The following is a 22,363-nucleotide window of genomic DNA, read 5'->3' on the forward strand; positions in this document are numbered from 1 at the left end:
GCAAACTCAGGAAGTTCCGGAAAAACGGCTTCCCTTTGCCTTTTCGTTCGCAATCCGCCGAAAAGCTTGTCAAAAATTATCATTGCCGGGAAATTACGTCAATAGTACTGACATAATTTCCCTTTCGCACGGAGAAATGATGACGGATCGCAGCCACCCAGCCGGAAAACCGATCAGGACGGCGATCACCGACGAGGACGGCATCGATTTTGCCATCATCGAACTGTTCTTCTTCGCCTATCGCGATTTTACCTCCGATCCGGACCAGATCCTGTCCGACTATGGCTTTGGCCGCGCCCATCACCGGGTTCTGCATTTCGTCAATCGCAGGCCGGGCCTGACGGTTGCCGAACTCCTCGACGTGCTGAAGATCACCAAGCAGAGCCTGGCGCGCGTGCTCAAGCAACTGATCGGCACCGACCACATCGTCCAGTTGCAGGGTCCGCGCGACCGCCGCCAGCGCGAGCTCTATCCGACAGCCAAGGGCCGCGCCCTGGCGCTGGCGCTGGCACGGCCACAGTCACGCCGCATCCATGCTGCATTGGAAGATTCCGGAGCCACCGAACGCGCCTTGATCGAGCGCTTCCTGGAAGCGATGGTCAATCCGGAACTAAGGGCGCAGATCGACATTGTGCCCGCAAAAACGTCAGGGAAAAGCCATGGAGACCATTGACAGGGTTGATCAACCGGCAGCACCGGACGACGATGCGCCGCATCTGCTGGTGATCGATGACGATACCCGTATCCGCAATCTTCTCAAACAATATCTGACCGAAAACGGCTTTCGCGTCACCGTTGCCGGAAATTCCGGCGAAGCGCGGCGCAAGCTCGCGGGCCTCGATTTCGATCTGCTGGTGCTCGATATCATGATGCCGGGCGAAACCGGCGTCGATCTCGCCAAGGCATTGCGGGCAAGCAAGAACGTGCCGATCCTGATGCTTACCGCGCTCTCCGAGACCGACAGCCGGATCACCGGGCTCGAGGCCGGCGCCGACGACTATCTGCCAAAACCTTTCGATCCCCGCGAATTGATCCTGCGCATCAACAACATCCTGCGCCGCGGCGGCCCAGCGACGACGCCCAAGGTCGAGCAACTGGTCTTCGGCCCTTACACGTTCCAGATTGCCAGGCGGGAGCTCAAGCGCGGCGGCGAGGCTCTGAAGCTGACCGACCGCGAGCAGGAGATCCTGGCGATCTTCGCGGCCCGGGCCGGCGAAACGATACCGCGTCATGAACTTGTCGGCGACGAGTCCGAAGTCGGCGAGCGCACCATCGACGTCCAGATCAACAGGCTGCGCCGCAAGATCGAACGCGATCCGTCCAATCCGGTCTGGCTGCAGACCGTGCGCGGTATTGGGTATCGGCTCAGCGTGGAATAGACTGCCGCCCGCAGCCTCTTGTTGAGTGGCTGCAAGATGAGCAAAAAGGGCGAATGGCGACCACACAACTGGAACGGTCGGGAGATCGCGGCTTGAGCGCTCGCGCCAGGCGGGCGCTGAAGGCGGTGCCGCTTGCCTGGAAACGGTTCTGGCGCCTCGTTTCGCTTTACATGCCGAAGCGGCTCTATGCCCGCTCGCTGATCATCGTCATCGCACCGATGATCCTGCTGCAATCGGTCCTTGCCTTTGTCTTCATGGAACGCCACTGGCAGACCGTGACGCAGCGCCTGTCGCAGGCCACGGTCCGCGACATTGCGGCGATTGTCGACCTGGTGGAAACCTATCCGAACGACGCCGACTACGCCAACATCATCCGCATCGCGCAGGATCGCATGCAGCTGAAGATCGACTTGCTGCCGCCCGATCCGCTGCCGGCGCCGGGTCCAAAGCCGTTCTTCTCGATCCTCGACGAAATTCTCTCGTCCGAGATCACCCATCAGATCAACCGTCCGTTCTGGATCGATACGGTCGGCAATTCCAACATCATCGAGGTCCGCGTCCAACTCGAGGGCAAGGTGCTGCGCGCCTTCGTGCGCCGCAGTCAGGCCTATGCCTCGAACACGCACATTTTCCTGATCTGGATGGTCGGCACCTCGCTGGTGCTGCTGATGATCGCCATCCCTTTCCTGCGCAACCAGATCCGGCCGATCCTGACGCTGGCCGAGGCCGCCGAAAGTTTCGGCAAGGGCCGGCCGATGCCGCTCGATTTCCGTCCGCGCGGCGCCGAGGAGGTTCGCCGCGCCGGCTTTGCCTTTATCCAGATGCGCGAACGCATCGAACGCCAGCTCGAACAGCGCACCGCCATGCTGAGCGGCGTCAGTCACGATTTGAGGACCATCCTCACCCGCTTCAAGCTGCAGCTTGCGCTGACCGGGACCAAGGCCGACACCGAGGCGCTCGGCCAGGACATTGACGACATGCAGTCCATGCTGGAAGGCTATCTCGCCTTTGCCCGCGGCGAGGCAACGGAAGACGCCGGCCGTTTCAACCTTGAAGCCTATTTCGACAAGCTCGGCGAGGAGGCCACGCTGCGCAAGCGCAAACTGTCGACCGCGCTCGCCGGCGATCCAAACGTGCATGTGCGGCCCCACGCCTTTGCCCGGCTGCTGTCGAATGTCGTCGGCAACGCCTTCCGTTATGCCAAGACGGTTGAGATCAACGCCAACCACGGCCGCGGCTCGCTGCTCGTCACCATCGACGACGACGGTCCCGGCATTCCGCCCGAAAAGCGCGAGCACGTGTTCAAGCCTTTCGTGCGGCTTGACGAGGCCCGCAACCTCGACGCCAGCGGCACTGGCCTTGGCCTTGCCATCGCACGCGACATTGCCCGCAGCCATGGCGGCGACATCATGCTCGACAAGAGCCCGCTCGGCGGCTTGCGCGCCGTCATCAAGGTTCCGGCATGAGTAGAGCGACGTGCGTCCTTGGACGCACAAAGCACGCTCTAACACTTTGAACCTACGCATCGTGCTCTCAGGTAGACGGCCATCGGCTATGCCTTCATCGGCCCGTCATGAAACCATGCTGAAGAGCGCGCATGAAGCGCGTGATCCTGATTGATTCGGCCTCGCGGTCTCGCATCAAGGAAACCGACGACCTTTCTAGCAAAGGCCTGCTATGCGCATCCTGATGGTCACCGACGCCTGGCGCCCGCAAGTCAACGGCGTCGTCCATACGCTGGAACGGCTTTCGGAGACCCTGAAATCCTTCGACGTCGAGACGGACTTCCTGACCCCGAACATCTTTCGTACCTTGCCCTTGCCGACCTATCCCGACATCCGGCTGGCGCTGACGACGCCAGGCCGCGTCGCGCGCCTGATCGAAGCGCGCAATGCCGATCATATCCACATCGTCACCGAAGGCCCGCTCGGCATGATGGCGCGGCGCTATTGCCGCAAGGCGGGCCGGCCGTTCACGACAAGCTATCACACGCGCTTTCCGGAATATCTGAGCGCGCGGCTGCCAATACCGGAAGCCTGGGCCTATCGCTGGCTTCGCGATTTCCACAATTCCGGACAAGGCACGCTGGTCGCCACCCGATCGCTGGCGGACGATCTGGCGGCGCGCGGCTTCACCAAGCTCAGGCCATGGACGCGCGGCGTCGATACCGACCATTTCCGGCCGGACAAGAAAAAGGATCTGGGGCTCGAGCGACCGATCTTCCTCTGCGTCGGCCGCGTTGCGATCGAAAAGAACCTGACCGCCTTCCTCGACCTGGATTTGCCCGGCAGCAAGGTGGTCGTCGGCGAGGGACCGGAGTTGGCCAGGCTCAAGGCGAGATACCCCGATGCCCATTTCCTTGGCCACCGCCCAAACGACGAACTGGCCGAAATCTACGCCTCTGTCGACGTCTTCGTTTTTCCCAGCCGCACCGACACGTTCGGCAATGTCATCATCGAGGCGCTGGCCAGCGGCACGCCGGTCGCAGCCTATCCGGTGACTGGACCGATCGACATTGTCGGCGACGGCGTTGGCGGAGCGGTGTCGAACGACTTGCGTGAAGCCGCGCTCGCCGCGCTCCAAGTCGACCGCGCCGAGGCGCGCCAACGGGCAATGCGCTATAGCTGGAAAGCCTGCGCGGAAATGTTCCTGGAGACGGTTGGAGAGGCACTGGGCACCCAGCGAAAACTGACACCACCTTTGGTCATCCACGGGCGAAGCCGACGCGCAGACCCGTGGATGACGAAGCTAAAATAACCTGCCACCGTCCGGCACCCTGCGTTCGATCGCGCCAAGCACGACCGCACCCTCCTCGTCGGGAAAGCCAAGCGTCAGCACTTCCGACATGAAGGGGCCGATTTGCCGCGGCGGAAAATTGACCACCGCGAACACCTGCCGGCCGATCAGCGTCTCGGGCGCATAATATTTGGTGATCTGCGCCGACGATTTCTTCACTCCGATATCAGGGCCGAAATCGATCTTCAGCTTTATCGACGGCTTGCGCGCCTCCGGAGACGGCTCGGCCTCGACGATCGTGCCGGCACGAATGTCGACCCGATCGAAATCGGCGAAGCTGATCTCGGGCTTGCGCTTCGAACTCATTGAGGACCTGGCTCAGGCGTTTCCATAAGTCTCGAACAGGACGCCGGCCAGCGCATCCTTGGCCGAGGTTCCCGACCAGACGACGAACTGGAACGCCTGGAAATAGCATTCGCAGGCTTCCAGCGCCGACGACAACAGCACCTCGACCTGCTGGCTCGACGGCTCGACCCCGCCGGCGAGCAGCAGCGACTGGCGGAACATGATCGCGCCCTCCTGCTCCCAGAGGTCGAAATGGCCGAACAGCATCTGCTCGTTGATCAGCGAAAGCAGCCGCATCACTTCGAGCGCGCGCGCCTCCGGCACCTTGATGTCGAACGCGCAGGCCAGATGCAGCGCCTCGAAATCCTCCATCCAGGAAAATGAGACGTGGTAGTCGGTCCAGCTTCCGGCAACTGAAATCGAAATCTCGTCGTCGCCGGCCCGTTCGAAGGACCACTCGTTGTTATGCGCCACCTGCTCGATAACATCCACCGGATGGATTTCGCGCGAGAATTCGAGTTCGAGAAGTTCCATGAATGCTTCCTGTCGTTCAGGGGAGCGCCTCACGCTCCGCGGGGCACACACAGCGAACTATCTTGTCTAGAACTCGGACGGCCGGGACTTCGTCAACGCAAAGACCCCAGACCGGACCCCACCGCCCGGCGCATGACCCTGCTCCGAATCATGCAACAAATTCAGTCTATTGATCGGGACTCGCGTGACCAGCCCATTTTTTCGCACTGCGTCATTCGCATGTGGAAAGCCGCTGTCACAAAGATTCACGCAATGCCGGTAAGCGATTCACGACAAAGCGCTTTTTGCGATTGTGCTTTGTGGAAAAGTTTAACGATTATTTTTTTGGTCTGGGCTTTGCCGCAGCCGCAGGCGCGGCCTGCCCGGTCAATTCGGCGAGTTTCGCCTCGAGGGCTTCGAGGCGCGTGGCGAGACGGGTATTTTCTTCCCTGGCTTTTACCGCCATGTCGCGGGCAGCTTCGAATTCTTCGCGCTGCACCAGGTCCATCGAGTTGAGAACGCGCTCGGCCTGCCCCTTGAAGGCGGTTTCCACTTCGCGGCGCACGCCTTGCGCAGCACCCGCAGCGTCGGTCATCAGCTTGGCGAATTCATCGAGAATGCGGTTCGGTCCGGTCGACATGGCAAATCCTCGCTTGCTCGATTTGACGTAGTGGCGCACGACGCGGAATGCAAGCTTCCACGTCGCCTTGACCCGGCCAAAACCCTGCCGCATGGTCCGCGCCCGAACGCGATCGCAACCGGGAGATCCTGTTGAGCGAGTATTTTATGCTGCCGCTGGCCGTCCTTCCCTTCCCCAACATCGACCCGGTCATCGTCCAGATCGGGCCGCTGGCGGTGCATTGGTATGGCGTCGGCTACATCGTCGGCATTCTCTTCGCCTGGTGGTATGCCAAGCGGCTCGTCGCCAATGCGAGGCTCTGGCCTGACGGCACAGTGCCGATGAAGCCCGAGGATCTCGACGACTTCATCGTCTGGGCGGCTATCGGCGTGGTGCTTGGCGGGCGCACCGGCTACGTGCTGTTTTACGACCTGCCGCGCTACATCGCTCAACCCTCGGATATCCTTGCCGTCTGGCAGGGCGGCATGTCCTTCCATGGCGGGCTGCTCGGCGTCGTCCTCGCCATGACGCTGTTTTCCTGGTCGCGCGGCATCCGCACATGGTCGCTGTTCGACGTGGTGGCGGCCGGCGTGCCGGTCGGCCTTGGCCTCGTCCGCATGGCGAATTTCATCAACTCCGAACTTTGGGGCAGGCCGACCGACGTGCCATGGGCGGTCGAATTCCCCAATGGCGGGCCATTTGCCCGCCATCCGAGCCAGCTCTACGAGGCGCTGCTAGAAGGCCTGGTGCTGTTCCTGGTCCTGCGCTTCCTCACCCATTCCAGGCTCAAGCTGAAGACGCCGCGCTTCGTCGGCGGCGCCTTCATCGCGGGTTACGGTCTCTCGCGCATCCTTGTCGAATTATTCCGCGAGCCCGACCAGCAGCTCGGCTACCTCCTCGGCACCGGCTGGCTGACGATGGGCATGGTGCTGTCGCTGCCGATGCTGCTGGCCGGCATCTGGGCGATGGCGACCGCAAAGCCGGTTACACAGCCGCAGCCGGTATGACCCGGCTGAAAACCCGCATCGTCGAGCTGATCGCTGCCGCCGGGCCGATCCCCGTCAACCACTACATGGCGCTTTGCCTGTTCGATCCGCGGGACGGCTACTATACGACGCGCCAGCCGTTCGGGGCTGCCGGCGACTTCGTCACCGCACCGGAGATCAGCCAGATGTTCGGCGAGCTGATCGCCGTCTGGCTCTACGAAGCCTGGTTGGCGACCGGCCGGCCGATGCCGGCCACCATCGCCGAGATCGGCCCCGGCCGCGGCACGCTGATGAAGGACATGCTGCGCACGCTTTCGCGGCTCGATACGGCGCTGACCGCCGGTACATCGTTCGCCATGATCGAGACCAGCCCGCGGCTGGCAGATGTCCAGAAGCAAACGCTTGCCGCCACGCCTGCCGCGATCGGCTGGCACGAAAACATCGACACGCTGCCGCAGACCCCGCTTTTCATCGTCGGCAACGAAGTGTTCGACGCGGTGCCGATCCGCCAGTTCGTCCGCGCCGGAACAGGCTGGCGCGAACGGATGATCGGTATCGACGACGCGGACGAATTGCATTTCTTCGCCGGCGCCGGCTCGGTCGACCCGGCGCTATTGCCGAACGATGCCGAAAACGCGCCTCAGGGCGCGATCATCGAGATCGCGCCGGCCCGAGCCGCGCTGATGGCGAGCATCGCCGAGCGATTGGCCGGGCTCGGCGGCGCCGGCCTGTTCCTCGACTATGGCTACCTCCAGCCAGGGATCGGCGACACGTTGCAGGCCTTGCGCAGGCACGATCACGAAGATGTGCTGGCCAATCCGGGCGAGGCCGATCTCACCGCCCATGTCGATTTCGCCGCCCTTGCCGCGATTGTGCGGGCGCATGGCCTCGATGCCCATCTCTCCACGCAAGGCGAATTCCTGGTGGAAATGGGGCTTCTCGAACGCGCCGGCCAGCTCGGCGCCAATGCCAATGAGGCGGCTCGCGAAAAGATTGCAGGCGAGGTCGAACGCCTCGCCGGTCCGCAAGCCATGGGCGACCTGTTCAAGGTGCTTGCCGTCCTGCCTGCCGGCATCGCCGTTCCGCCCTTTGCAACGGCGGATTGACTTTTCACCGCCGCCTCTCCCACTCTCCCGCCTTCCGACTGTCGCCATTCTTTGGAGTGTAGCTCATCTGTGGACTGTCGCCATTCTTTGGACTGACGCCATCTTTGGACTGACGCTTGACGAAATCGCTCTCACGGACAACAACGCAGCCATGCTGAATCAGACCAAACCGGATCCCGTTCGGTCGCCCTTGCTGGAGAAAGCGCGGGCGCAAGGCATTCGCCACGGCTATTTCACCCGCGTCGGCGGCGTCTCCAGCGGCATCTATCAGGGCCTCAACATCGGCACCGGCTCGAGCGACGACCAGACGCAGGTCGCCGAGAACCGCCGCCGCATCGCCGACTGGATGGGCGTGCCATCAAGCCATCTCTTGACCGCCCACCAGATCCATTCGCCCGACGTCGTCATCGCCAGGCAGCCCTTTCCCGGCGATCGGCCGAAGGCCGACGCTGTCGTCACCGACCGGCCGGGCATTGCGGTGGGCGCCTCGACGGCCGATTGCGGACCGGTGCTGTTCGCCGATGCCGAGGCGCGAATCGTCGGCGCAGCCCATGCCGGCTGGAAGGGCGCCTTGTCAGGGGTGCTGGAAAGCACCATTGCGGCAATGGAAAGCCTCGGCGCCCGGCGCGAGCGCATCATTGCGGTTCTCGGCCCGTGCATCGGCCCGGAAAACTATGAAGTCGGCCCGGAATTCATCGCTCGTTTCGTCGAGGCCGATGCCGACAATATCGGCTATTTCGCGCCCTCCGTGAAGCCGGAACATGCAATGTTCGACCTCAGCCGCTATACGGTCGATCGGCTGACCCGGGCCGGCGTCACCGCCGATGGGCTCGGCCGCTGCACCTACGCCGAGGAGGATCTGTTCTATTCCTACCGGCGCAGCACCCATCGCAAGGAGCCGGATTACGGGCGGCAGATTTCGGCAATCGTTTTGGAGACAGAGTAATGGCGCTGCATTTCGAACGGTCGGAGTTTGACGCGCGGCGCGATCGGCTGATGATCGAGATCGCCGAGAAGAAGCTCGATGCCGTCTTGCTGTTTGCGCAGGAGAGCATGTACTGGCTGACCGGCTACGATACGTTCGGCTTCTGCTTCTTCCAGTGCCTGGTGGTGAAGGCAGACGGTTCGATGATCCTGCTCACGCGCTCGGCCGATCTGCGCCAGGCGCGCCACACCTCGATCATCGACAACATCGTGCTGTGGACCGATCGCGACGGCGCCAATCCGGCGGTCGACCTGCGCAATTTGCTCAACGACCTCGACCTGCTCGGCGCCCGCATCGGCGTCGAATACGACACCCACGGCCTGACCGCCTACAATGGCCGGCGCCTGGACGAGCAATTGCAGACCTTTGGCCAGATCGCCGACGCTTCCGGCATCGTCAGCCGGTTGCGCCTGTTCAAGAGCCCGGCCGAAATCGCCAAGGTGGAGAAGGCCGCAAATCTCGCCGACGACGCGCTGGACGCGGCCCTGCCGCTGATCAAGCAGGGTGGCGACGAAGCCTTGATCCTTGCCGCCATGCAGGGCGCGATCTTTGCCGGCGGCGGCGACTATCCGGCCAACGAGTTCATCATCGGCTCTGGCGTGGACGCATTGCTTTGCCGTTACAAGGCTGGCCGTCGCAAACTGGGCAAGAACGACCAGCTGACGCTCGAATGGGCCGGCGTCTTCCACCATTACCATGCGGCGATGATGCGCACGGTGCTGACCGGCAAGGTGTCGAAACGTCACCAGGAACTGTTCGATGCTGCGCGCGCCGCACTTCTGGCGGTCGAAAAGGCGATGACGCCCGGAAATACCTTCGGCGACGTGTTCGACGCGCATGCCCGCACGCTCGAAACGCACAATTTGACCAAGCACCGGCTCAACGCCTGCGGCTATTCGCTCGGCGCCCGCTTCACCCCATCATGGATGGACATGCCGATGTTCTATCAGGGCAATCCCGAACCGATCGCGCCAAACATGACGCTGTTCGCCCACATGATCATCATGGACTCCGAAACCGAGACGGCAATGACGCTTGGCCGGACCTATCTGACGACTGAATCGCAGCCGAAGCCGCTGTCCCGCCTTGATCTCGACTTGATTGTGCAATGAATCCATAATGGTAAGAATGCAAGAGGCGTTCATCGCCAGGGAGTTTTGAGGCAAATGAGGCGATCGCATGCGACGACCGTGTCATTGCTCGCGGCGCTGACGCTGGCCGCCTGCACCAACGCGAAGGACGTTCTCGAGCCCTCGGCCATCGCCCCGCAGTCGACGCAGGCCGTGCCAGCGGCCGGAAGCGGCACGGCTGCAACGGCCACCGCACCTGCAACCACCGCCCAGCCTTCCGCTACGGCCCAGCCTCCCGCGACAACACAGCCTTCCCCGACGGCACAGCCCGCAACCACCACCGTGCCGCCGGCAAAGAGCGCCGCCGTCATCGCACGCACCCGTCTGCAGGTGGCGCCGATCGTCGGCGCCTCGGTGGAAGCCGCGACACCATTGACCGCGCAGCTTCAGACGCGAGCCAAGCAGCGCGGCATCACCCTTGCAGGAAGCGCCGGACAGACTCCGACGCACGTGCTGAAAGGCTATTTCTCGACGATGTCGGAAGGCAAGGATACCACCGTCATCTATGTCTGGGACGTCTATGACCCGGCAGGCAACCGGCTGCATCGCATCAACGGCCAGCAGAAGGCGCCCTCCGTCAATGATGGCGAAGGCTGGGCTGCGGTTGCGCCGGAGACCATGCAGGCGATCGCCGACCAGACAATCGACCAGTTTGCCACATGGCTTGGCGGCCAAGCGGGCTGACCGGCCGGCTGACATGTGGCCGGTTATTCTCGCCGTGAAGGTTTATTGAGATTAGCCGGCGGATTCCCGATCACGACGCTTGCAATACCGGCACGGGCCGCTAAAAGCCCGACTAAGAGGCTCAAGAGAGTCTGCCAGAGTCTCCATCCTTCACCAGGAACGGTGCATGAAGCTTTTCGCGGGCAATTCCAACAGGGTGCTGGCCGAAGCGGTCGCCCGCTATCTCAACATCCCGCTGGGCAAAGCCAGCGTCAGGCGCTTCGCCGATCAGGAAATCTTCGTCGAGATACAGGAGAATGTGCGTGGCGAGGATGTCTTCATCCTGCAGTCCACCTCGTTTCCGACCAATGATCACCTGATGGAGTTGCTCATCATGATCGATGCCTTCATGCGCTCGTCAGCCAAGCGCATCACCGCGGTCATTCCCTATTTCGGCTATGCAAGGCAGGACCGCCGCGCCTCGGGCCGCACGCCGATTTCGGCCAAGCTGGTCGCCAACATGATTACCCGGGCCGGGGTCGATCGCGTCTTGACGCTGGATCTCCACGCCGGCCAGATCCAGGGCTTTTTCGACATCCCGACCGACAATCTCTTCTCGGTGCCGGTCATGGCCCGCGATGTGAAGGCGAAATACAAGCGGCTTGCCAATGTCATGGTCGTGTCGCCGGATGTCGGCGGCGTGGTCCGCGCCCGCGCGCTCGCCAAGCGCATCGATGCCCAGCTTGCCATAGTCGACAAGCGTCGCGAGCGCCCCGGCGAATCGGAAGTCATGAACGTCATCGGCGACGTGCGCGGCAAGGATTGCCTGTTGATCGATGACATCATCGATTCGGGCGGCACCTTGTGCAATGCGGCCGATGCGCTGCTTGCCGCCGGCGCCACCAGCGTCACCGCCTACACCACCCATGGCGTTTTGTCGGGCGGCGCCATCGCCCGCATCGGCGCCTCGAAACTGCAGGAACTGGTCATCACCGATTCCATCCAGCCGACCCAGGCGGTGCTCGACGCCAGCAACATCCGCGTTGTCTCCATCGCCGACCTGATGGGTGAGGCGATCTCGCGCACGGCGACCGAAGAGTCGGTGTCGAGCCTGTTCGACTGAAGTCTCTGCCCGCGCTACCTTGTTTTCGCGCATGATCCTTCCGAGGTCATGCGCTACCCGTCGACACCCTGACATTGTCCCTTGAGCCGCGCATATAGAGGCGCGGCGATGCCCCCAGCATGCGCTTGAACATGGTGATGAAGGCCGGCACGCTGTCATAGCCGAGATCGAGCGCCACCCTCGTGATCGGCTCGCCGTCGGCCAGCCTCGGCAAGGCCGCGAACAGGCAGGCCTGCTGGCGCCATGTCGACAACGACAATCCGGTCTGGCGATGAAAGGCGCGGGTGAAAGAACGCCGGCTCATGCCGACGATATCGGCCCATTCGTCGATCGTCGCGTGCGGCGAGGGTGCTGCGACGAAGCGTCGGCACAGTGCTGCAAGCCTTGGATCCCAAGGAAAAGGCAGGCCGAGCGGCCGTTCCGGCAGGTTCGGGATTTCATGCAGCAGCAGGCTCATGATCAGCCCGCCGCGCCCCTCAAGCTCGGCGCCCTGCGGCAGCTTTTCCGATTCCACGATCAGGCTGTGCATCAGATCGGTGATGCCGACGACGCGCAAGCCATCCGGCAGCCCGGCGATGGCGTCCGGCATCACATAGACCGAGCGCATACTGACGTCGCCAAGCATCTCGACGGAATGCTCGGTGCCGGCAGGAATCCACATCGCATGATCGGGCGGCACCATCCAGCGCCCATGCCGCGTCGTCACCAGCACAACGCCGACAAGCGCATGCAGCAATTGACTGCGACTGTGACGGTGCTGCGGCACGTGGTAGCCGTCGGGAAATTCGGTCGGCAGGGCCACCGCCGGCCCGACCGCCTGCTCCAGCCATTGCCAGCGGCGCAACAGCCCGAGATCGGTGAACTGCCCCAGATCGGCAGACTGGAGATCGGTGTCGCCCGCTTTGAAGATTTTGGTGCCATGCGGCATTGGCTAATGGCCCACTCGCGAAACTATTGGACCAAACCACGAAAGAAGTCGCCAGGCAACTAACTTATAAGGCAGCGGGGCCACAAGGGCCGCCTGCGGCAGCGTCCGCCAAAGAGACCATGGAGCCTGCGTTGACCGATACGACAGCCACCTCCGCCGCCACGCCGGCGACGGCCAGCCACACTTCGGCGCAAGCGACGGCCTTCAGCGTCATCCTTGCGGTGAGCTTCTGCCATTGTGTCAACGACATCATGCAGTCGCTGCTGTCGGCCATCTATCCGCTGCTGAAGGACAATTACCGTCTCGATTTCTGGCAGATCGGCCTTTTGACCTTCACCTTCCAGGTGACGGCGTCATTGCTGCAGCCGCTGATCGGCATGGTCACCGACAAGCGGCCGATGCCCTATTCGCTGCCCTACGGCATGGCGTCCTCACTGATCGGCCTGATCGTGCTGGCCTATGCCGGACATTATTGGCTGCTGCTGATCGGCGCGTCGCTGATCGGCATCGGCTCGGCGATCTTCCACCCGGAATCTTCGCGCATCGCCCGCTTCGCCTCGGGCGGCAGGTTCGGCCTGGCGCAATCGCTGTTCCAGGTCGGCGGCAATCTCGGCCAGGCCATCGGGCCGCTGCTGGCCGCCTTCATCGTCGTGCCCTTCGGCCAGACCAGCATAGCCTGGTTCGCAGCCGGATCGCTGATCGGCATCATCGTGCTGTGGCGGGTCGGCGGCTGGTACAGCCGGCTGCGCGCCTCGCTCGCCAGCCGCAAGGCGGCAGACTTCGTCTCGCCCTTCCCGCGCCGCAAGGTGATGGGCGCGCTGGCGGTGCTGACCCTGCTGGTGCTGACCAAGAACGCCTACGTTGCCAGCCTCGCCAGCTACTACACCTTTTACGCCATCGATAAATTCGGCGTTTCGGTTCAGATGTCGCAGGTCATGCTGTTCCTGTTCCTCGGTGCCTCGGCGCTGGGCATCCTGCTCGGCGGCCCGTTCGGCGATCGCTACGGGGAGAAGGCGATGATCTGGTTCTCGATCGTCGGCGTGCTGCCCTTTACGCTGGCCTTGCCCTACGCCAATTTCGAATGGACCATGATCCTGACCGTGCTGATCGGCCTGATCCTGTCCTCGGCCTTCCCGAACATCGTCGTCTTCGCCCAAGAACTGGTGCCCGGCCGCGTCGGCATGATCGCCGGCATCTTCTTCGGCTTCGCCTTTGGCATGGGCGGCATCGCCGCCGCCGTGCTCGGCGTCGTTGCCGACCTGAAAGACATCGACTTCGTCTTTCAGATCTGCTCGTATTTGCCGCTGCTCGGGCTGCTGACGGTTTTTCTTCCCAACATGAGGCAAGCGAGGAAGCTCGAGGAGGAGACCACGATCGGGTGAAGCTTGAGTTGGATTTCGGCCTTAAGCTAGGCTGTCATTGCTCTCAGGAGCAGCCGTCTTCCTGCTCACCCTAGGTGAGAACGGCCACAGGTCGATTTTAGCCGTCACGTGCTGCAAAGCTTTCTAAACGCATTGATCGCGGCAACCACTCTTGAATGGACATCCTTGTCTGAAGGAACCGGCAGAGTGCCAATGACCCGTCGGATCTGCAGATCACCAATCAGCAGATTCAAGAACCAGTCGGCCGCTATGCGCGCAGATGGGGCGGCCAACGCACTGCTCTCCAAGCCGCGCTGGATCAATTTCTCGATCAGCGGAAATACCGAATCGCGGCCACCTGCGGCAATCGTCGCACCCAATTCGCCACTCTCGTCGGAAGCAGCCGCGCGGTTCAGGGAAATTGCCCGCTCGCCAAGCAACATCGAAAGCACGATCGGAGCAACATCTTCAAGGGTTGCCAGAGGATCGGCTTCGTCCCTGATTGCCGCATCCAGTGCCGCCTTCGTCATCCTTGCATTGTTTTCGACCATCGTCTTGAACAGGCCCTTCTTGTCGCCATACCAGCGATAAAGGGTTTCGTTTGACGCCTTTGCCTCTCTGGCTATGCCAAGCATGGAAGTCCCGCCGTAGCCTCTCTCCTTGAGAAGCTTGTAGGCTGCCCGCTCGATCTGTGCTCGACGCGCCGCCTTGCTGTCTTCGCGCATTCCAATCTCCGAACCGCCAATCTCCGAAACTGTGCCAATCTGCAAAACCGCCAATCTTCTAAACCGCTTGACCAGAACCGTACACTTTTGTACGTGTATGTGAAAGCGTACACGACAATACGGTTTGGTGAAAGCAGCGATGCCTGGGGTAGTCGTAGGATTGTCGGTCACATCGATCGTCTTTTGCGGGGCGATCTTCGGATTTTTCTACGCCTGGGTCTGCTCCACAATGTGGGGGCTCGACCAGACTGATCCCCGAGTGACCATCGTCGCCACCTCAGGCAGCATTTCGGCCAAAATGTTCTCCGGGAAACCGCTCGAGCGCCGGTTCACCAACATCTACATTTGGAGTGACGCGCGTTGGCGCCTGCTGGCGAGGCATGCCAATGTCATCCACAGCGGCCTTGGCTGACGTCGGCTGATCGCCTTGCTCCGCTCAGCCCGCTGCATCATTCGGCCTGGGCGCTCACGGTCACAATCTCGCCAGACCGAAGCCGGCAAAAGCCAGGGCGACACCTGATGCGATGGTTCGCGCCTGGTTCCAGAACTGCCACCGCCCCCTGAATAGTCCTGCCAGATTTCTCGCGCAGTCTCGATATCCTTGGGGACGGGAATTGCGGCCAATGCCTCGTTCATCGGCACGTTCACCGCCAATGTGAGGAAAAGGCCCGATTTCAGATAGACGAGCGCCGCCGCAGCGAACCAGAACGCAGGCGACCTGCGGCCATTGAAACGCATCGCGGCAGCCGTGAGCCCGAGGACGACCGGCGTCAGAAAGAATGCGGGAAAGAACACGGCGTTGCGAACCGATGCATTCATCGCCTGCATAGCCTCGATCGTCTCTCGGCCCATAACAACACCGACGTTTTCGGTGATGGCAATGCGTTCGATCGTCCGGTCGAAGCTGTCGCTGGCTATCGCGCCGGATGCCATGAGCGAGCGGACCGCTTCGCCATCGACGACGCGATTGTTCGGCGCGTTGCCGAGATAGTAAGGATGCTGGATTGCCGCCATGGCGTCCGGATCGCCACTCGATCCGGCCTTCAATTGCATATGATCGGCGGCGCGTAAGGCTTCTTCGGTCGGTTCCGTCGACGCGGAATGGGAAGGTTTTCATGGCTGCCCTCGGCTTGGAGGATCGTTTCAGAAAGACGGCAGCGCGGCCTGCAACTCACCGGAGCTTCAACAGATCGGCGATGCGGTTATGCGCCATCATTTCGGACTGCAGCGCGTCATGTGCCGCGTTCACGGGATCGAGCCCGTCCTTGTAAGGGCCGACGGTAAGGCGTCCGGGCCTTGTGCCGAACTCCATCCCGGCCAGCGCAATGACAGCATCGGAAACCTCCTTCGGATCGAGTTCTGGATCAGGCGCCAGATCCGTCAGCATCGCCTCGATGTGCGTCCGATAGGCAGCAAGCGCCGCCTGGTTCGGTTGGCCCGGCTGGTCGATCATGGCTTGCCAGTAGCGCTTGGCGTTCTCTTGGAACTTGGTTGGATAAGCGCCGGCGGGCTGCACGATCGTGACCTCGATGTTTGATGCCGCCACTTCGTAGGCCAGTGCGTCGGCCGCCGCCTCCACCGCCAGTTTCGACGCGCAGTAACCGCCGAGCATCGGATCGATGGCGCGGCCGAGCGCGCTCGACATCTGGATGATGGTGCCAACCGCCCTGCGCCCGCATCACCGGCAGCACGGCACGGCACATGCGGAGCGCGCCGCCCATATTGGTGTCGATGTTGGAGGCGAAGTAGCTCAGCGGCTGAAGCTCGACAGGGCCCGGTACGGCGATACCGGCATTGTTGACCAGAATGTCGATGCGCCCGGCTAACGCCGCTGCGCGGGCGACGCCTGCGGTGACCGACTCATCGCTCAGCACATCAATCTCGACGACGTCTAGTGGCAAGCCGTTCGAAGCGAGTGCGCCGAGGTCCGCGGCCGCTTGCGCGTTACGTTCGCCGACATCGCGCATCGTGGCGACGACGCGTCTTCCGCTACCGGCAAACCCTTCCGCGATCAAGCGACCGAAGCCGGAACTGCTCCCCGTTATCAGGACAACCTTCGGCGCCGAAACCGCCGGCTGCGCGAATGCAGGCGCGGCGGCTACCGCCGCCAAAGCTGCGCCGGTCTTGATGGCGTTGCGCCGAGATATGTGCCTTCCACCTGGCATAACCTTCACTCCTGCTGAGAGTTCAGATGATGACGGCGTCGGCACCGGCATGCTAGACGTGACATTAGAGAAAGTTCGTTCGAAAATTTGCACCAATGGCGAAACATCGCCCTATTTCTGAAGGTGGTCGAGACCGGCGGCTTCTCCGCAGCCGCACGCGCGTTGGGCGTTCGCAAGGCGACGGTCAGCCGGGGCGTGGCGCAGTTGGAGAGCGAGTTGGACGTTCGACTGCTGCATCGAACGACCCGCAAGGTGACATTGACCGCGCTTGGAGCCACGTTTCATCGAGAGGCCGAGCGCGGCTTCGCGCACCTGCAATCGGCTGAAGAGTTCGTGCGAGCGGCTCGCGCCGAGCCGGAGGGGCGCTTACGCGTTTCGGCGCCGATCTATCTGGGCACGCACCATCTCATGGACTGGATAGGTCGTTCCTGGCACAGCACCCGAAGGTGAGCATCGAGTTGCGCCTTACCGATAAGCACGTCGATCTCGTCGCGGAGCGCATCGACGTCGCACTGAGGACCGGCCGGCTGCCGGATTCGAGCCTCGTTGCGCGGCGTCTTGGCGCGGTCGAACGTATCTTCGTTGCCAGCCCGGAGTATCTACGGAGCCGTCATGCTCCGACGACGCTCGGCGACCTGGACGATCATGACCTGATCCTGCTCGGTGGTACACTTGAACCACAAAGCATTGCGTTGCAGGCGTCGGGCGGTGCTGTTGATTGCGCGCTGAGACCGCGGATGGTTGTCGACAATGCCGAGGCTGCCCTGCGCGCGTCGCGATCCGACGTCGGCATCGCCCTGCTGCCGCTCGGCGTTGCGGCGGACGACCTGTTGTCGGGAAGGTTGGTGCGTGTTCTTGGCGATTGCCGGCAGGATAGCGGCGCGTTTCATGTCGTATTTCCGAGCAACCGACACATGCCGGCGGCCCAGCGCGCCTTTATCGATCACGCCGTCGCCGAGAGGAGGTTATGCTGGCGCGTCACGCCAAAGCAGCAGCAATGCAGGCTGGGCCCACTATCGGGTGAAGCTTCGTCCCGGCTCGATCAATTGGGATAAGCGTTCGGAGCGGTCCTTGCGCAGGCACCCTGCCTGGTGAGCCTCATCGCAGCCGCGGCCGCAGCCAAGCAGAAGAGGCAGGCCGCGCCGAATGCCCAGCCATAGCCTCGCACGACGCCGCTTTGCGTCGCGGCCACCGACATCAGTCCCGCCAAGCCCGTCGGGCCAAGTTCCATCGCCGTGTTCATGACGGCGCCGGCAAGCCCTGCCTGATGCTGCGGGACATTCGCGGCGACGCCGGCCTCGGCTTCTGTCAGCCGCTTTCGTAGTTCATGCCGTCGGCATCAAGGCTTGAATTCAGCCACTCGGGAAAGCCGCCTTCGAACCGCCGTGAGGCCCGGCCTCGCGCCCTCAAAATTGCCAGCGCGTCGGCAGAAAGAACGCACCGGACACCACGGCAATAGGCGACGATTACCTTCTCTCGTGGAAGCTCCGCAAGTCGTTCTTCTAGCTCACCCACGGGGATGTTAATCGCGCCTGGCAAATGTCCCGCCGCGTATTCCTCCTGCGGCCGAACGTCGAGCAGCACGATTTCGTCGTTCCGCATGCGGCGCACGAGTTCCTCGCGCGAGATGCTCTCCAGCCTGTCCGGCCGGCTCACAGTGTCATCGATAAGCTCGCGGATTTGCTCGCGCCTGTGGTTTGCAAGGCTACGCAAGGCCCCAAGCACGTTTTCGATCGGGCCATCGGCCAAACGATAAAGCACGCGTTTCCCGTCTCGCCGGGTCTGCACCAAGCCGGCCCGCTTGAGCTGTTGAAGATGCTGCGACGTGTTGGCCAAAGCGATCCCGGAAAGTTGCGTCAGCTGCTCCACGGCCAGTTCGCCGTCGGCAATGTGGCGGAGAAGAACCAGCCGGTGTGCATGCCCCAGCGTGCGGGCGAGATCGGCTATCTCGTCAAAGATCGGATGATGGACATCTGCGTTTTTCATACTGCGATTCTATCATAAATCAATTAATCAATCAATTCATTGAATGACTGATTTTGATCGGCTAGTGTCGGACGCCCAAGACAGGTGCATGGACCAGGCAGGAGCATAGAAATGAACGAGCAGTTGGAGTTCGTTGTCCGCGCAGCCGCGATCGGAACGGGGGCGACGGCGGTGATGGATCTTTGGGGATTGTTTCTGAAACGAACGTTTGCGATTCCGCCGCTTGATTATGCCTGGGTCGGCCGCTGGATCGGCCACTTTCCGCGAGGACGCTTCGCGCATGCGAATATCGCGCAGGCTCCCCGAATTCGCGGCGAAACGCCTATTGGGTGGGTCGCGCATTACGCGATCGGCATCGTCTTTGCTGCCTTGCTGATGGGAGTTTGGGGCCTCGACTGGGCACGACACCCGACATTGCTTCCCGCCCTTGTTGTCGGCATGTCCACTGTCGTCGCCCCGTTTTTCGTAATGCAGCCAGCCTTTGGAGCCGGAATTGCAGCCACGAAAACGCCCCATCCGAGCACCGCGCGGCTGCGCGGCCTCATGACTCATCTCACCTTCGGGGTCGGACTGTATGCCGCTGCGTTGCTTTCGGCACTCCTGTTTCCGGTCTGATCGATTGCGGTCAGCTTGCAATGCCCGCCCTTGGCTTGCACCCCGCGCCGCCTTCCGCTATAGAGCCGCCACCCGCGTAGACACCCTTGGAGGCAACGCGGCGGAAGGCTGTCCGGCCTCACGTGATCCCAAAGAAGATTTTGGACCAGATCATGTAACGCCATGACGGCTTTCGACGTTTACGGCCCAGGCATCTCGCCGGCCGCGAACGCTCCAGAACAACGCGAAAGGAAATTCCATGAGCGATACTTACGAGCTCAAGGCCGAAGCGCGCGAACAGGTCGGTAAGGGGTCCGCCCGTGCAGTTCGCCGCAACGGTAAAGTGCCTGCAGTAATCTACGGCGACAAGCAGCCTCCCCTGGCGATTGCGCTGACCTACAAGGACATCTACTACAAGATCCATGGCGGCGGGTTCCTGACCACGATCGCCACCATCGATGTCGACGGCAAGAAGATCCAGGTCCTGCCCAAGGACTACCAGCTCGACCCGGTCAAGGATTTTCCGGTCCATGTCGACTTCCTGCGCATCGGCAAGGACACCGAAGTCAATGTCGACGTGCCGGTCCATTTCATCAACGAGGACAAATCGCCCGGCATCAAGCGCGGCGGCGTGCTCAACATCGTCCGTCACGAGGTCGAGTTCCACTGCCCGGCCAATGCGATCCCGGAATTCATCACCGTCGATCTCACCGGCACCGATATCGGCGATTCGATCCACATCTCGGCGGTCAAGCTGCCGGCAGGCGTCAAGCCGGTGATCTCCGACCGCGACTTCACCGTCGCGACCATTGCCGGCTCCTCGGCGATGAAGCCGGAGCCTGAAGAGACGGTCGAAGCGGCTGAACCCGAAGCGGCTCCTGCCGCCGAAGAGAAGTAATCCGTTTCCGCCCGGAGGTGACGATGCTGCTGTTTGCAGGCCTCGGCAATCCGGGCGCGAAATACGCTGACAATCGGCACAATGTCGGCTTCATGGCGGCGGACGCAATCGCCCGCCGCCATTCCTTTTCGCCCTGGTCGAAAAAGTTCCAGGGTCTGATCGCCGAAGGCACGCTCGCCGGCGAAAAAATCATCCTGATCAAGCCGCAGACCTTCATGAATCTGTCCGGCCAGTCGGTCGGCGAAGCCCTGCGCTTTTACAAGCTCGACGCTTCGGCGTTGACCGTCTTTTATGACGAGATCGACCTTGCCGCCGGCAAGGTGCGGGTCAAGGTCGGTGGCAGTTCCGGTGGCCACAACGGTATCCGCTCGCTCGACCAGCATGTCGGCAAGGGTTTCCGCCGCGTGCGCATTGGCGTCGGCCACCCCGGCGTCAAGGAAATGGTGCATGGCCATGTGCTTGGCGATTTCGCCAAAAGCGACCGCGAGTGGCTGGACGTGCTGCTCGACACCATCGCCGACGATGCCGGACTGCTTGCCAAGGGCGACGACAATTCCTTCATGAATCGCGTGACGCTGGCCTTGCGCGACAAGCTCACGCCTACGGGCGACGACCGCCCGCCAGCCAAGGCGCCAAAAGCACAAAGCCACGTTCGCCAGGCGCGCCCGCAGCAGCTGGCAGCCAAGCTGCCCGAAACCGGCCCGATGGCCGCCATGCTGAAGAAGCTGTTTGGCGGCAAGGGTTGAGCCTGGCCACGGATCGGGGCTGCAGGGGTTGACGTTCGTCACCGCTTTCGCCCATAGCCCTCATCAAATTTCGATTTCCCGATAGGACCGGATAAAAATGGGTTTCAAATGCGGCATCGTTGGCTTGCCCAACGTCGGCAAGTCGACGCTTTTCAACGCGCTGACCAGAACGGCGGCGGCACAGGCCGCCAACTATCCGTTCTGCACCATCGAACCGAACACCGGCGAAGTCGCGGTGCCCGACCCGCGCCTGCAAAAAATCGCGGCGATCGGCAAGTCGAAGGAGATCATCCCGACCCGCATCTCGTTCGTCGACATCGCCGGCCTGGTGCGCGGCGCCTCGAAGGGCGAAGGGCTGGGCAACCAGTTCCTGGCCAATATCCGCGAGGTCGACGCCATCGTCCATGTGCTGCGTTGCTTCGAGGATGACGACATCACCCATGTCGAAGGCCGCATCGATCCCGTCGCCGACGCCGAGACCGTCGAGACCGAGCTGATGCTCGCCGACCTCGACAGCCTCGAGCGCCGCATCGTGCAGTTCCGCAAGCGCGCTTCCGGCAAGGACAAGGAGGCGCTGACCGTGCTTCCGATGATGGAAGCCGCTCTTGAACTTTTGCAAGCCGGCAAGCCGGCCCGCATCCTGCTCAAAAATATCTCCGCGGAGGATCTGCGTATCCTGCAGGGGCTGAACCTGCTGACATCGCACCCCGTGCTCTATGTCTGCAATGTCGCCGAAGCCGATGCTGCAACCGGCAACGCACACACCAAGGCGGTCGAGCAGATGGCTGCCGCGCAAGGCGCCCGCACCGTGGTGATTTCGGCGGCGATCGAAGCCGAGGTCGCGCAGCTCAGCGACGAAGAGGAGATGGAATTCCTCGCCACCCTGGGCCTCGATGAGCCTGGTTTGAACAAGGTGATCCGCGCCGGCTACGAGCTGCTGCAGCTCATCACCTATTTCACCGTCGGGCCGAAGGAGACGCGCGCCTGGACCGTGCACAAGGGCGCCAAGGCGCCACAGGCGGCAGGCGTCATCCACACCGATTTCGAGCGCGGCTTCATCCGCGCCCAGACCATCGCCTACAACGACTTCGTCACGCTGGGCGGCGAAGTGGCGGCCAAGGAGGCCGGCAAGGCGCGCGACGAAGGCAAGGAGTATGTCGTCCAGGACGGCGACATCATGCTGTTCAAGTTCAATACTTGAGCTAACTGGCGGTTCTTCCTTCTCCCCTTGTGGGAGAAGGTGGCCTCGCCCAGGGGTCTTGCCTCCGGCAAGCCCGAGGACAGGCTCCGCGAGGTCGGATGAGGGGTGTTCCAGCTTGGCACCGACACACTCCGTGCAATACCCCTCTTCCGTCTCGGCGCTGCGCGCCGATCC

The 22,363-nt window shown here is 62.4% G+C and carries 26 protein-coding genes and 1 pseudogene; 18 read left to right on the forward strand and 9 right to left on the reverse strand.

Annotation, left to right across the window (positions count from 1 at the left end):
* The first annotated feature begins 139 nt into the window (after window positions 1–139).
* The 4 genes from NMG80_RS29045 to NMG80_RS29060 all read left to right on the forward strand — a co-directional run bounded on the left by NMG80_RS29045 (window position 140) and on the right by NMG80_RS29060 (window position 4,136).
* Entirely contained in the window at window positions 140–673 is a 534-nt protein-coding gene (locus NMG80_RS29045) for a MarR family winged helix-turn-helix transcriptional regulator (protein ID WP_254021277.1), read from the forward strand.
* Window positions 660–1,379, forward strand: coding sequence for a response regulator (locus tag NMG80_RS29050; RefSeq protein WP_254021278.1), 720 nt, complete (start codon window positions 660–662; stop codon window positions 1,377–1,379). Before NMG80_RS29045 ends, NMG80_RS29050 begins: the two co-directional genes overlap by 14 nt.
* Window positions 1,380–1,432: 53 nt before the next feature.
* Window positions 1,433–2,845: an ATP-binding protein gene (locus NMG80_RS29055; RefSeq protein WP_254021279.1), complete on the forward strand. Its 1,413-nt coding sequence runs from the start codon at window positions 1,433–1,435 to the stop codon at window positions 2,843–2,845.
* Between the two features lie 211 nt (window positions 2,846–3,056).
* Complete coding sequence (locus tag NMG80_RS29060; RefSeq protein WP_254021280.1) at window positions 3,057–4,136, forward strand: glycosyltransferase family 4 protein; 1,080 nt, start codon at window positions 3,057–3,059, stop codon at window positions 4,134–4,136.
* Here NMG80_RS29060 and NMG80_RS29065 read toward each other — a convergent pair.
* The 3 genes from NMG80_RS29065 to NMG80_RS29075 form a co-directional block, all read right to left on the reverse strand.
* Complete coding sequence (locus NMG80_RS29065; RefSeq protein WP_254021281.1) at window positions 4,128–4,481, reverse strand: tRNA-binding protein; 354 nt, start codon at window positions 4,479–4,481, stop codon at window positions 4,128–4,130. The genes NMG80_RS29060 and NMG80_RS29065 overlap by 9 nt on opposite strands.
* A 12-nt stretch (window positions 4,482–4,493) precedes the next feature.
* Window positions 4,494–4,994: a type III secretion system chaperone family protein gene (locus tag NMG80_RS29070; protein WP_095491597.1), complete on the reverse strand. Its 501-nt coding sequence runs from the start codon at window positions 4,992–4,994 to the stop codon at window positions 4,494–4,496.
* A gap of 316 nt (window positions 4,995–5,310) precedes the next feature.
* Window positions 5,311–5,613 carry an accessory factor UbiK family protein gene (locus NMG80_RS29075; RefSeq protein WP_091598528.1) on the reverse strand — a complete coding sequence of 101 codons (303 nt, stop codon included), beginning with the start codon at window positions 5,611–5,613 and terminating at the stop codon, window positions 5,311–5,313.
* A gap of 131 nt (window positions 5,614–5,744) precedes the next feature.
* Between NMG80_RS29075 and lgt the strand changes: the two genes are divergently transcribed.
* From lgt to NMG80_RS29105, 6 genes are all read left to right on the forward strand, one after another.
* A complete protein-coding gene (gene lgt / locus NMG80_RS29080) occupies window positions 5,745–6,599 on the forward strand; it encodes a prolipoprotein diacylglyceryl transferase (protein WP_254021282.1) in 855 nt (284 codons plus the stop codon).
* Window positions 6,596–7,684 (forward strand): class I SAM-dependent methyltransferase, encoded by a 1,089-nt coding sequence (locus NMG80_RS29085; protein ID WP_254021283.1) that lies wholly within the window; start codon window positions 6,596–6,598, stop codon window positions 7,682–7,684. Before lgt ends, NMG80_RS29085 begins: the two co-directional genes overlap by 4 nt.
* 151 nt (window positions 7,685–7,835) lie before the next feature.
* Complete coding sequence (pgeF, locus tag NMG80_RS29090; RefSeq protein ID WP_254021284.1) at window positions 7,836–8,630, forward strand: peptidoglycan editing factor PgeF; 795 nt, start codon at window positions 7,836–7,838, stop codon at window positions 8,628–8,630.
* Window positions 8,630–9,781, forward strand: a complete 1,152-nt coding sequence (locus NMG80_RS29095) for a M24 family metallopeptidase (RefSeq protein ID WP_254021285.1) — start codon at window positions 8,630–8,632, stop codon at window positions 9,779–9,781. The genes pgeF and NMG80_RS29095 overlap by 1 nt, the downstream gene beginning before the upstream one ends.
* Window positions 9,782–9,835: 54 nt before the next feature.
* Complete coding sequence (locus NMG80_RS29100) at window positions 9,836–10,483, forward strand: hypothetical protein (protein ID WP_254021286.1); 648 nt, start codon at window positions 9,836–9,838, stop codon at window positions 10,481–10,483.
* 166 nt (window positions 10,484–10,649) lie between these two features.
* The gene (locus NMG80_RS29105) at window positions 10,650–11,585 is read left to right on the forward strand and encodes a ribose-phosphate pyrophosphokinase (protein ID WP_023799890.1); all 936 of its coding nucleotides are present in this window, start codon (window positions 10,650–10,652) and stop codon (window positions 11,583–11,585) included.
* A gap of 46 nt (window positions 11,586–11,631) precedes the next feature.
* Here the strand turns inward: NMG80_RS29105 and NMG80_RS29110 are convergent, their stop codons facing one another.
* Window positions 11,632–12,513 carry an AraC family transcriptional regulator gene (locus NMG80_RS29110; RefSeq protein WP_254021287.1) on the reverse strand — a complete coding sequence of 294 codons (882 nt, stop codon included), beginning with the start codon at window positions 12,511–12,513 and terminating at the stop codon, window positions 11,632–11,634.
* Between the two features lie 119 nt (window positions 12,514–12,632).
* On the opposite strand from NMG80_RS29110, the gene NMG80_RS29115 reads away from it, so the two are divergent.
* Complete coding sequence (locus tag NMG80_RS29115) at window positions 12,633–13,895, forward strand: MFS transporter (protein WP_254021288.1); 1,263 nt, start codon at window positions 12,633–12,635, stop codon at window positions 13,893–13,895.
* 104 nt (window positions 13,896–13,999) lie between these two features.
* Here NMG80_RS29115 and NMG80_RS29120 read toward each other — a convergent pair whose 3' ends face one another.
* The 4 genes and pseudogenes from NMG80_RS29120 to NMG80_RS38025 form a co-directional block, all read right to left on the reverse strand.
* A complete protein-coding gene (locus NMG80_RS29120) occupies window positions 14,000–14,599 on the reverse strand; it encodes a TetR/AcrR family transcriptional regulator (protein WP_254021289.1) in 600 nt (199 codons plus the stop codon).
* A 339-nt stretch (window positions 14,600–14,938) separates the two neighbouring features.
* Window positions 14,939–15,613, reverse strand: coding sequence for an anthrone oxygenase family protein (locus NMG80_RS29125; protein WP_436798710.1), 675 nt, complete (start codon window positions 15,611–15,613; stop codon window positions 14,939–14,941).
* Window positions 15,614–15,770: 157 nt separating this feature from the next.
* Window positions 15,771–16,244, reverse strand: coding sequence for an SDR family NAD(P)-dependent oxidoreductase (locus NMG80_RS29130; protein ID WP_254021291.1), 474 nt, complete (start codon window positions 16,242–16,244; stop codon window positions 15,771–15,773).
* A 79-nt stretch (window positions 16,245–16,323) separates the two neighbouring features.
* Window positions 16,324–16,614, reverse strand: a pseudogene (locus NMG80_RS38025) (SDR family oxidoreductase); the annotation flags it as partial.
* Here NMG80_RS38025 and NMG80_RS38030 point away from each other — a divergent pair.
* The 3 genes from NMG80_RS38030 to NMG80_RS29150 are packed head-to-tail and all read left to right on the forward strand — an operon-like array spanning window position 16,568 to window position 17,819.
* Window positions 16,568–16,885, forward strand: a complete 318-nt coding sequence (locus NMG80_RS38030; RefSeq protein ID WP_436798711.1) for a hypothetical protein — start codon at window positions 16,568–16,570, stop codon at window positions 16,883–16,885. The pseudogene NMG80_RS38025 and the gene NMG80_RS38030 overlap by 47 nt on opposite strands.
* Window positions 16,886–16,887: 2 nt before the next feature.
* Window positions 16,888–17,214 carry a LysR family transcriptional regulator gene (locus tag NMG80_RS29145; protein ID WP_254021294.1) on the forward strand — a complete coding sequence of 109 codons (327 nt, stop codon included), beginning with the start codon at window positions 16,888–16,890 and terminating at the stop codon, window positions 17,212–17,214.
* Entirely contained in the window at window positions 17,193–17,819 is a 627-nt protein-coding gene (locus NMG80_RS29150; protein ID WP_436798714.1) for a substrate binding domain-containing protein, read from the forward strand. Before NMG80_RS29145 ends, NMG80_RS29150 begins: the two co-directional genes overlap by 22 nt.
* Window positions 17,820–18,072: 253 nt before the next feature.
* Here the strand turns inward: NMG80_RS29150 and NMG80_RS29155 are convergent, their stop codons facing one another.
* A complete protein-coding gene (locus NMG80_RS29155; RefSeq protein ID WP_254021296.1) occupies window positions 18,073–18,750 on the reverse strand; it encodes an ArsR/SmtB family transcription factor in 678 nt (225 codons plus the stop codon).
* A gap of 111 nt (window positions 18,751–18,861) precedes the next feature.
* Here NMG80_RS29155 and NMG80_RS29160 point away from each other — a divergent pair, with 111 nt between their 5' ends.
* The 4 genes from NMG80_RS29160 (at window position 18,862) to ychF (ending at window position 22,189) form a co-directional block, all read left to right on the forward strand.
* Window positions 18,862–19,365, forward strand: a complete 504-nt coding sequence (locus NMG80_RS29160; protein WP_301943400.1) for a DUF2938 domain-containing protein — start codon at window positions 18,862–18,864, stop codon at window positions 19,363–19,365.
* A 238-nt stretch (window positions 19,366–19,603) separates the two neighbouring features.
* On the forward strand, window positions 19,604–20,242 hold the full coding sequence (locus tag NMG80_RS29165) for a 50S ribosomal protein L25/general stress protein Ctc (protein ID WP_254021297.1): 639 nt from the start codon (window positions 19,604–19,606) through the stop codon (window positions 20,240–20,242).
* Between the two features lie 23 nt (window positions 20,243–20,265).
* Window positions 20,266–20,988: an aminoacyl-tRNA hydrolase gene (gene pth, locus NMG80_RS29170; protein ID WP_254021298.1), complete on the forward strand. Its 723-nt coding sequence runs from the start codon at window positions 20,266–20,268 to the stop codon at window positions 20,986–20,988.
* Between the two features lie 97 nt (window positions 20,989–21,085).
* Window positions 21,086–22,189, forward strand: coding sequence for a redox-regulated ATPase YchF (ychF, locus tag NMG80_RS29175; RefSeq protein ID WP_091598417.1), 1,104 nt, complete (start codon window positions 21,086–21,088; stop codon window positions 22,187–22,189).
* The last annotated feature ends 174 nt before the right edge of the window (window positions 22,190–22,363 follow it).

Origin of the sequence: Mesorhizobium escarrei (genome assembly GCF_935825525.1) — a bacterium.
Classification (GTDB): domain Bacteria; phylum Pseudomonadota; class Alphaproteobacteria; order Rhizobiales; family Rhizobiaceae; genus Mesorhizobium; species Mesorhizobium escarrei.

Bases quoted from the DNA above. Each gene is read 5' to 3' on its own strand.
- NMG80_RS29075 (WP_091598528.1), bottom strand. From the start codon at position 5,613: ATGTCGACCGGACCGAACCGCATTCTCGATGAATTCGCCAAGCTGATG.
- NMG80_RS29065 (WP_254021281.1), bottom strand. From the start codon at position 4,481: ATGAGTTCGAAGCGCAAGCCCGAGATCAGCTTCGCCGATTTCGATCGG.
- NMG80_RS29130 (WP_254021291.1), bottom strand. From the start codon at position 16,244: ATGTCGAGCGCGCTCGGCCGCGCCATCGATCCGATGCTCGGCGGTTAC.
- NMG80_RS29070 (WP_095491597.1), bottom strand. From the start codon at position 4,994: ATGGAACTTCTCGAACTCGAATTCTCGCGCGAAATCCATCCGGTGGAT.
- pth (WP_254021298.1), top strand. From the start codon at position 20,266: ATGCTGCTGTTTGCAGGCCTCGGCAATCCGGGCGCGAAATACGCTGAC.
- NMG80_RS29125 (WP_436798710.1), bottom strand. From the start codon at position 15,613: ATGGCGGCAATCCAGCATCCTTACTATCTCGGCAACGCGCCGAACAAT.
- NMG80_RS29055 (WP_254021279.1), top strand. From the start codon at position 1,433: ATGGCGACCACACAACTGGAACGGTCGGGAGATCGCGGCTTGAGCGCT.
- NMG80_RS29095 (WP_254021285.1), top strand. From the start codon at position 8,630: ATGGCGCTGCATTTCGAACGGTCGGAGTTTGACGCGCGGCGCGATCGG.
- NMG80_RS29155 (WP_254021296.1), bottom strand. From the start codon at position 18,750: ATGAAAAACGCAGATGTCCATCATCCGATCTTTGACGAGATAGCCGAT.
- NMG80_RS29085 (WP_254021283.1), top strand. From the start codon at position 6,596: ATGACCCGGCTGAAAACCCGCATCGTCGAGCTGATCGCTGCCGCCGGG.
- NMG80_RS29045 (WP_254021277.1), top strand. From the start codon at position 140: ATGACGGATCGCAGCCACCCAGCCGGAAAACCGATCAGGACGGCGATC.
- NMG80_RS29110 (WP_254021287.1), bottom strand. From the start codon at position 12,513: ATGCCGCATGGCACCAAAATCTTCAAAGCGGGCGACACCGATCTCCAG.
- NMG80_RS29120 (WP_254021289.1), bottom strand. From the start codon at position 14,599: ATGCGCGAAGACAGCAAGGCGGCGCGTCGAGCACAGATCGAGCGGGCA.
- NMG80_RS29165 (WP_254021297.1), top strand. From the start codon at position 19,604: ATGAGCGATACTTACGAGCTCAAGGCCGAAGCGCGCGAACAGGTCGGT.
- NMG80_RS29050 (WP_254021278.1), top strand. From the start codon at position 660: ATGGAGACCATTGACAGGGTTGATCAACCGGCAGCACCGGACGACGAT.
- pgeF (WP_254021284.1), top strand. From the start codon at position 7,836: ATGCTGAATCAGACCAAACCGGATCCCGTTCGGTCGCCCTTGCTGGAG.
- NMG80_RS29115 (WP_254021288.1), top strand. From the start codon at position 12,633: ATGGAGCCTGCGTTGACCGATACGACAGCCACCTCCGCCGCCACGCCG.
- NMG80_RS29105 (WP_023799890.1), top strand. From the start codon at position 10,650: ATGAAGCTTTTCGCGGGCAATTCCAACAGGGTGCTGGCCGAAGCGGTC.
- NMG80_RS29160 (WP_301943400.1), top strand. From the start codon at position 18,862: ATGAACGAGCAGTTGGAGTTCGTTGTCCGCGCAGCCGCGATCGGAACG.
- NMG80_RS29060 (WP_254021280.1), top strand. From the start codon at position 3,057: ATGCGCATCCTGATGGTCACCGACGCCTGGCGCCCGCAAGTCAACGGC.
- NMG80_RS29100 (WP_254021286.1), top strand. From the start codon at position 9,836: ATGAGGCGATCGCATGCGACGACCGTGTCATTGCTCGCGGCGCTGACG.
- ychF (WP_091598417.1), top strand. From the start codon at position 21,086: ATGGGTTTCAAATGCGGCATCGTTGGCTTGCCCAACGTCGGCAAGTCG.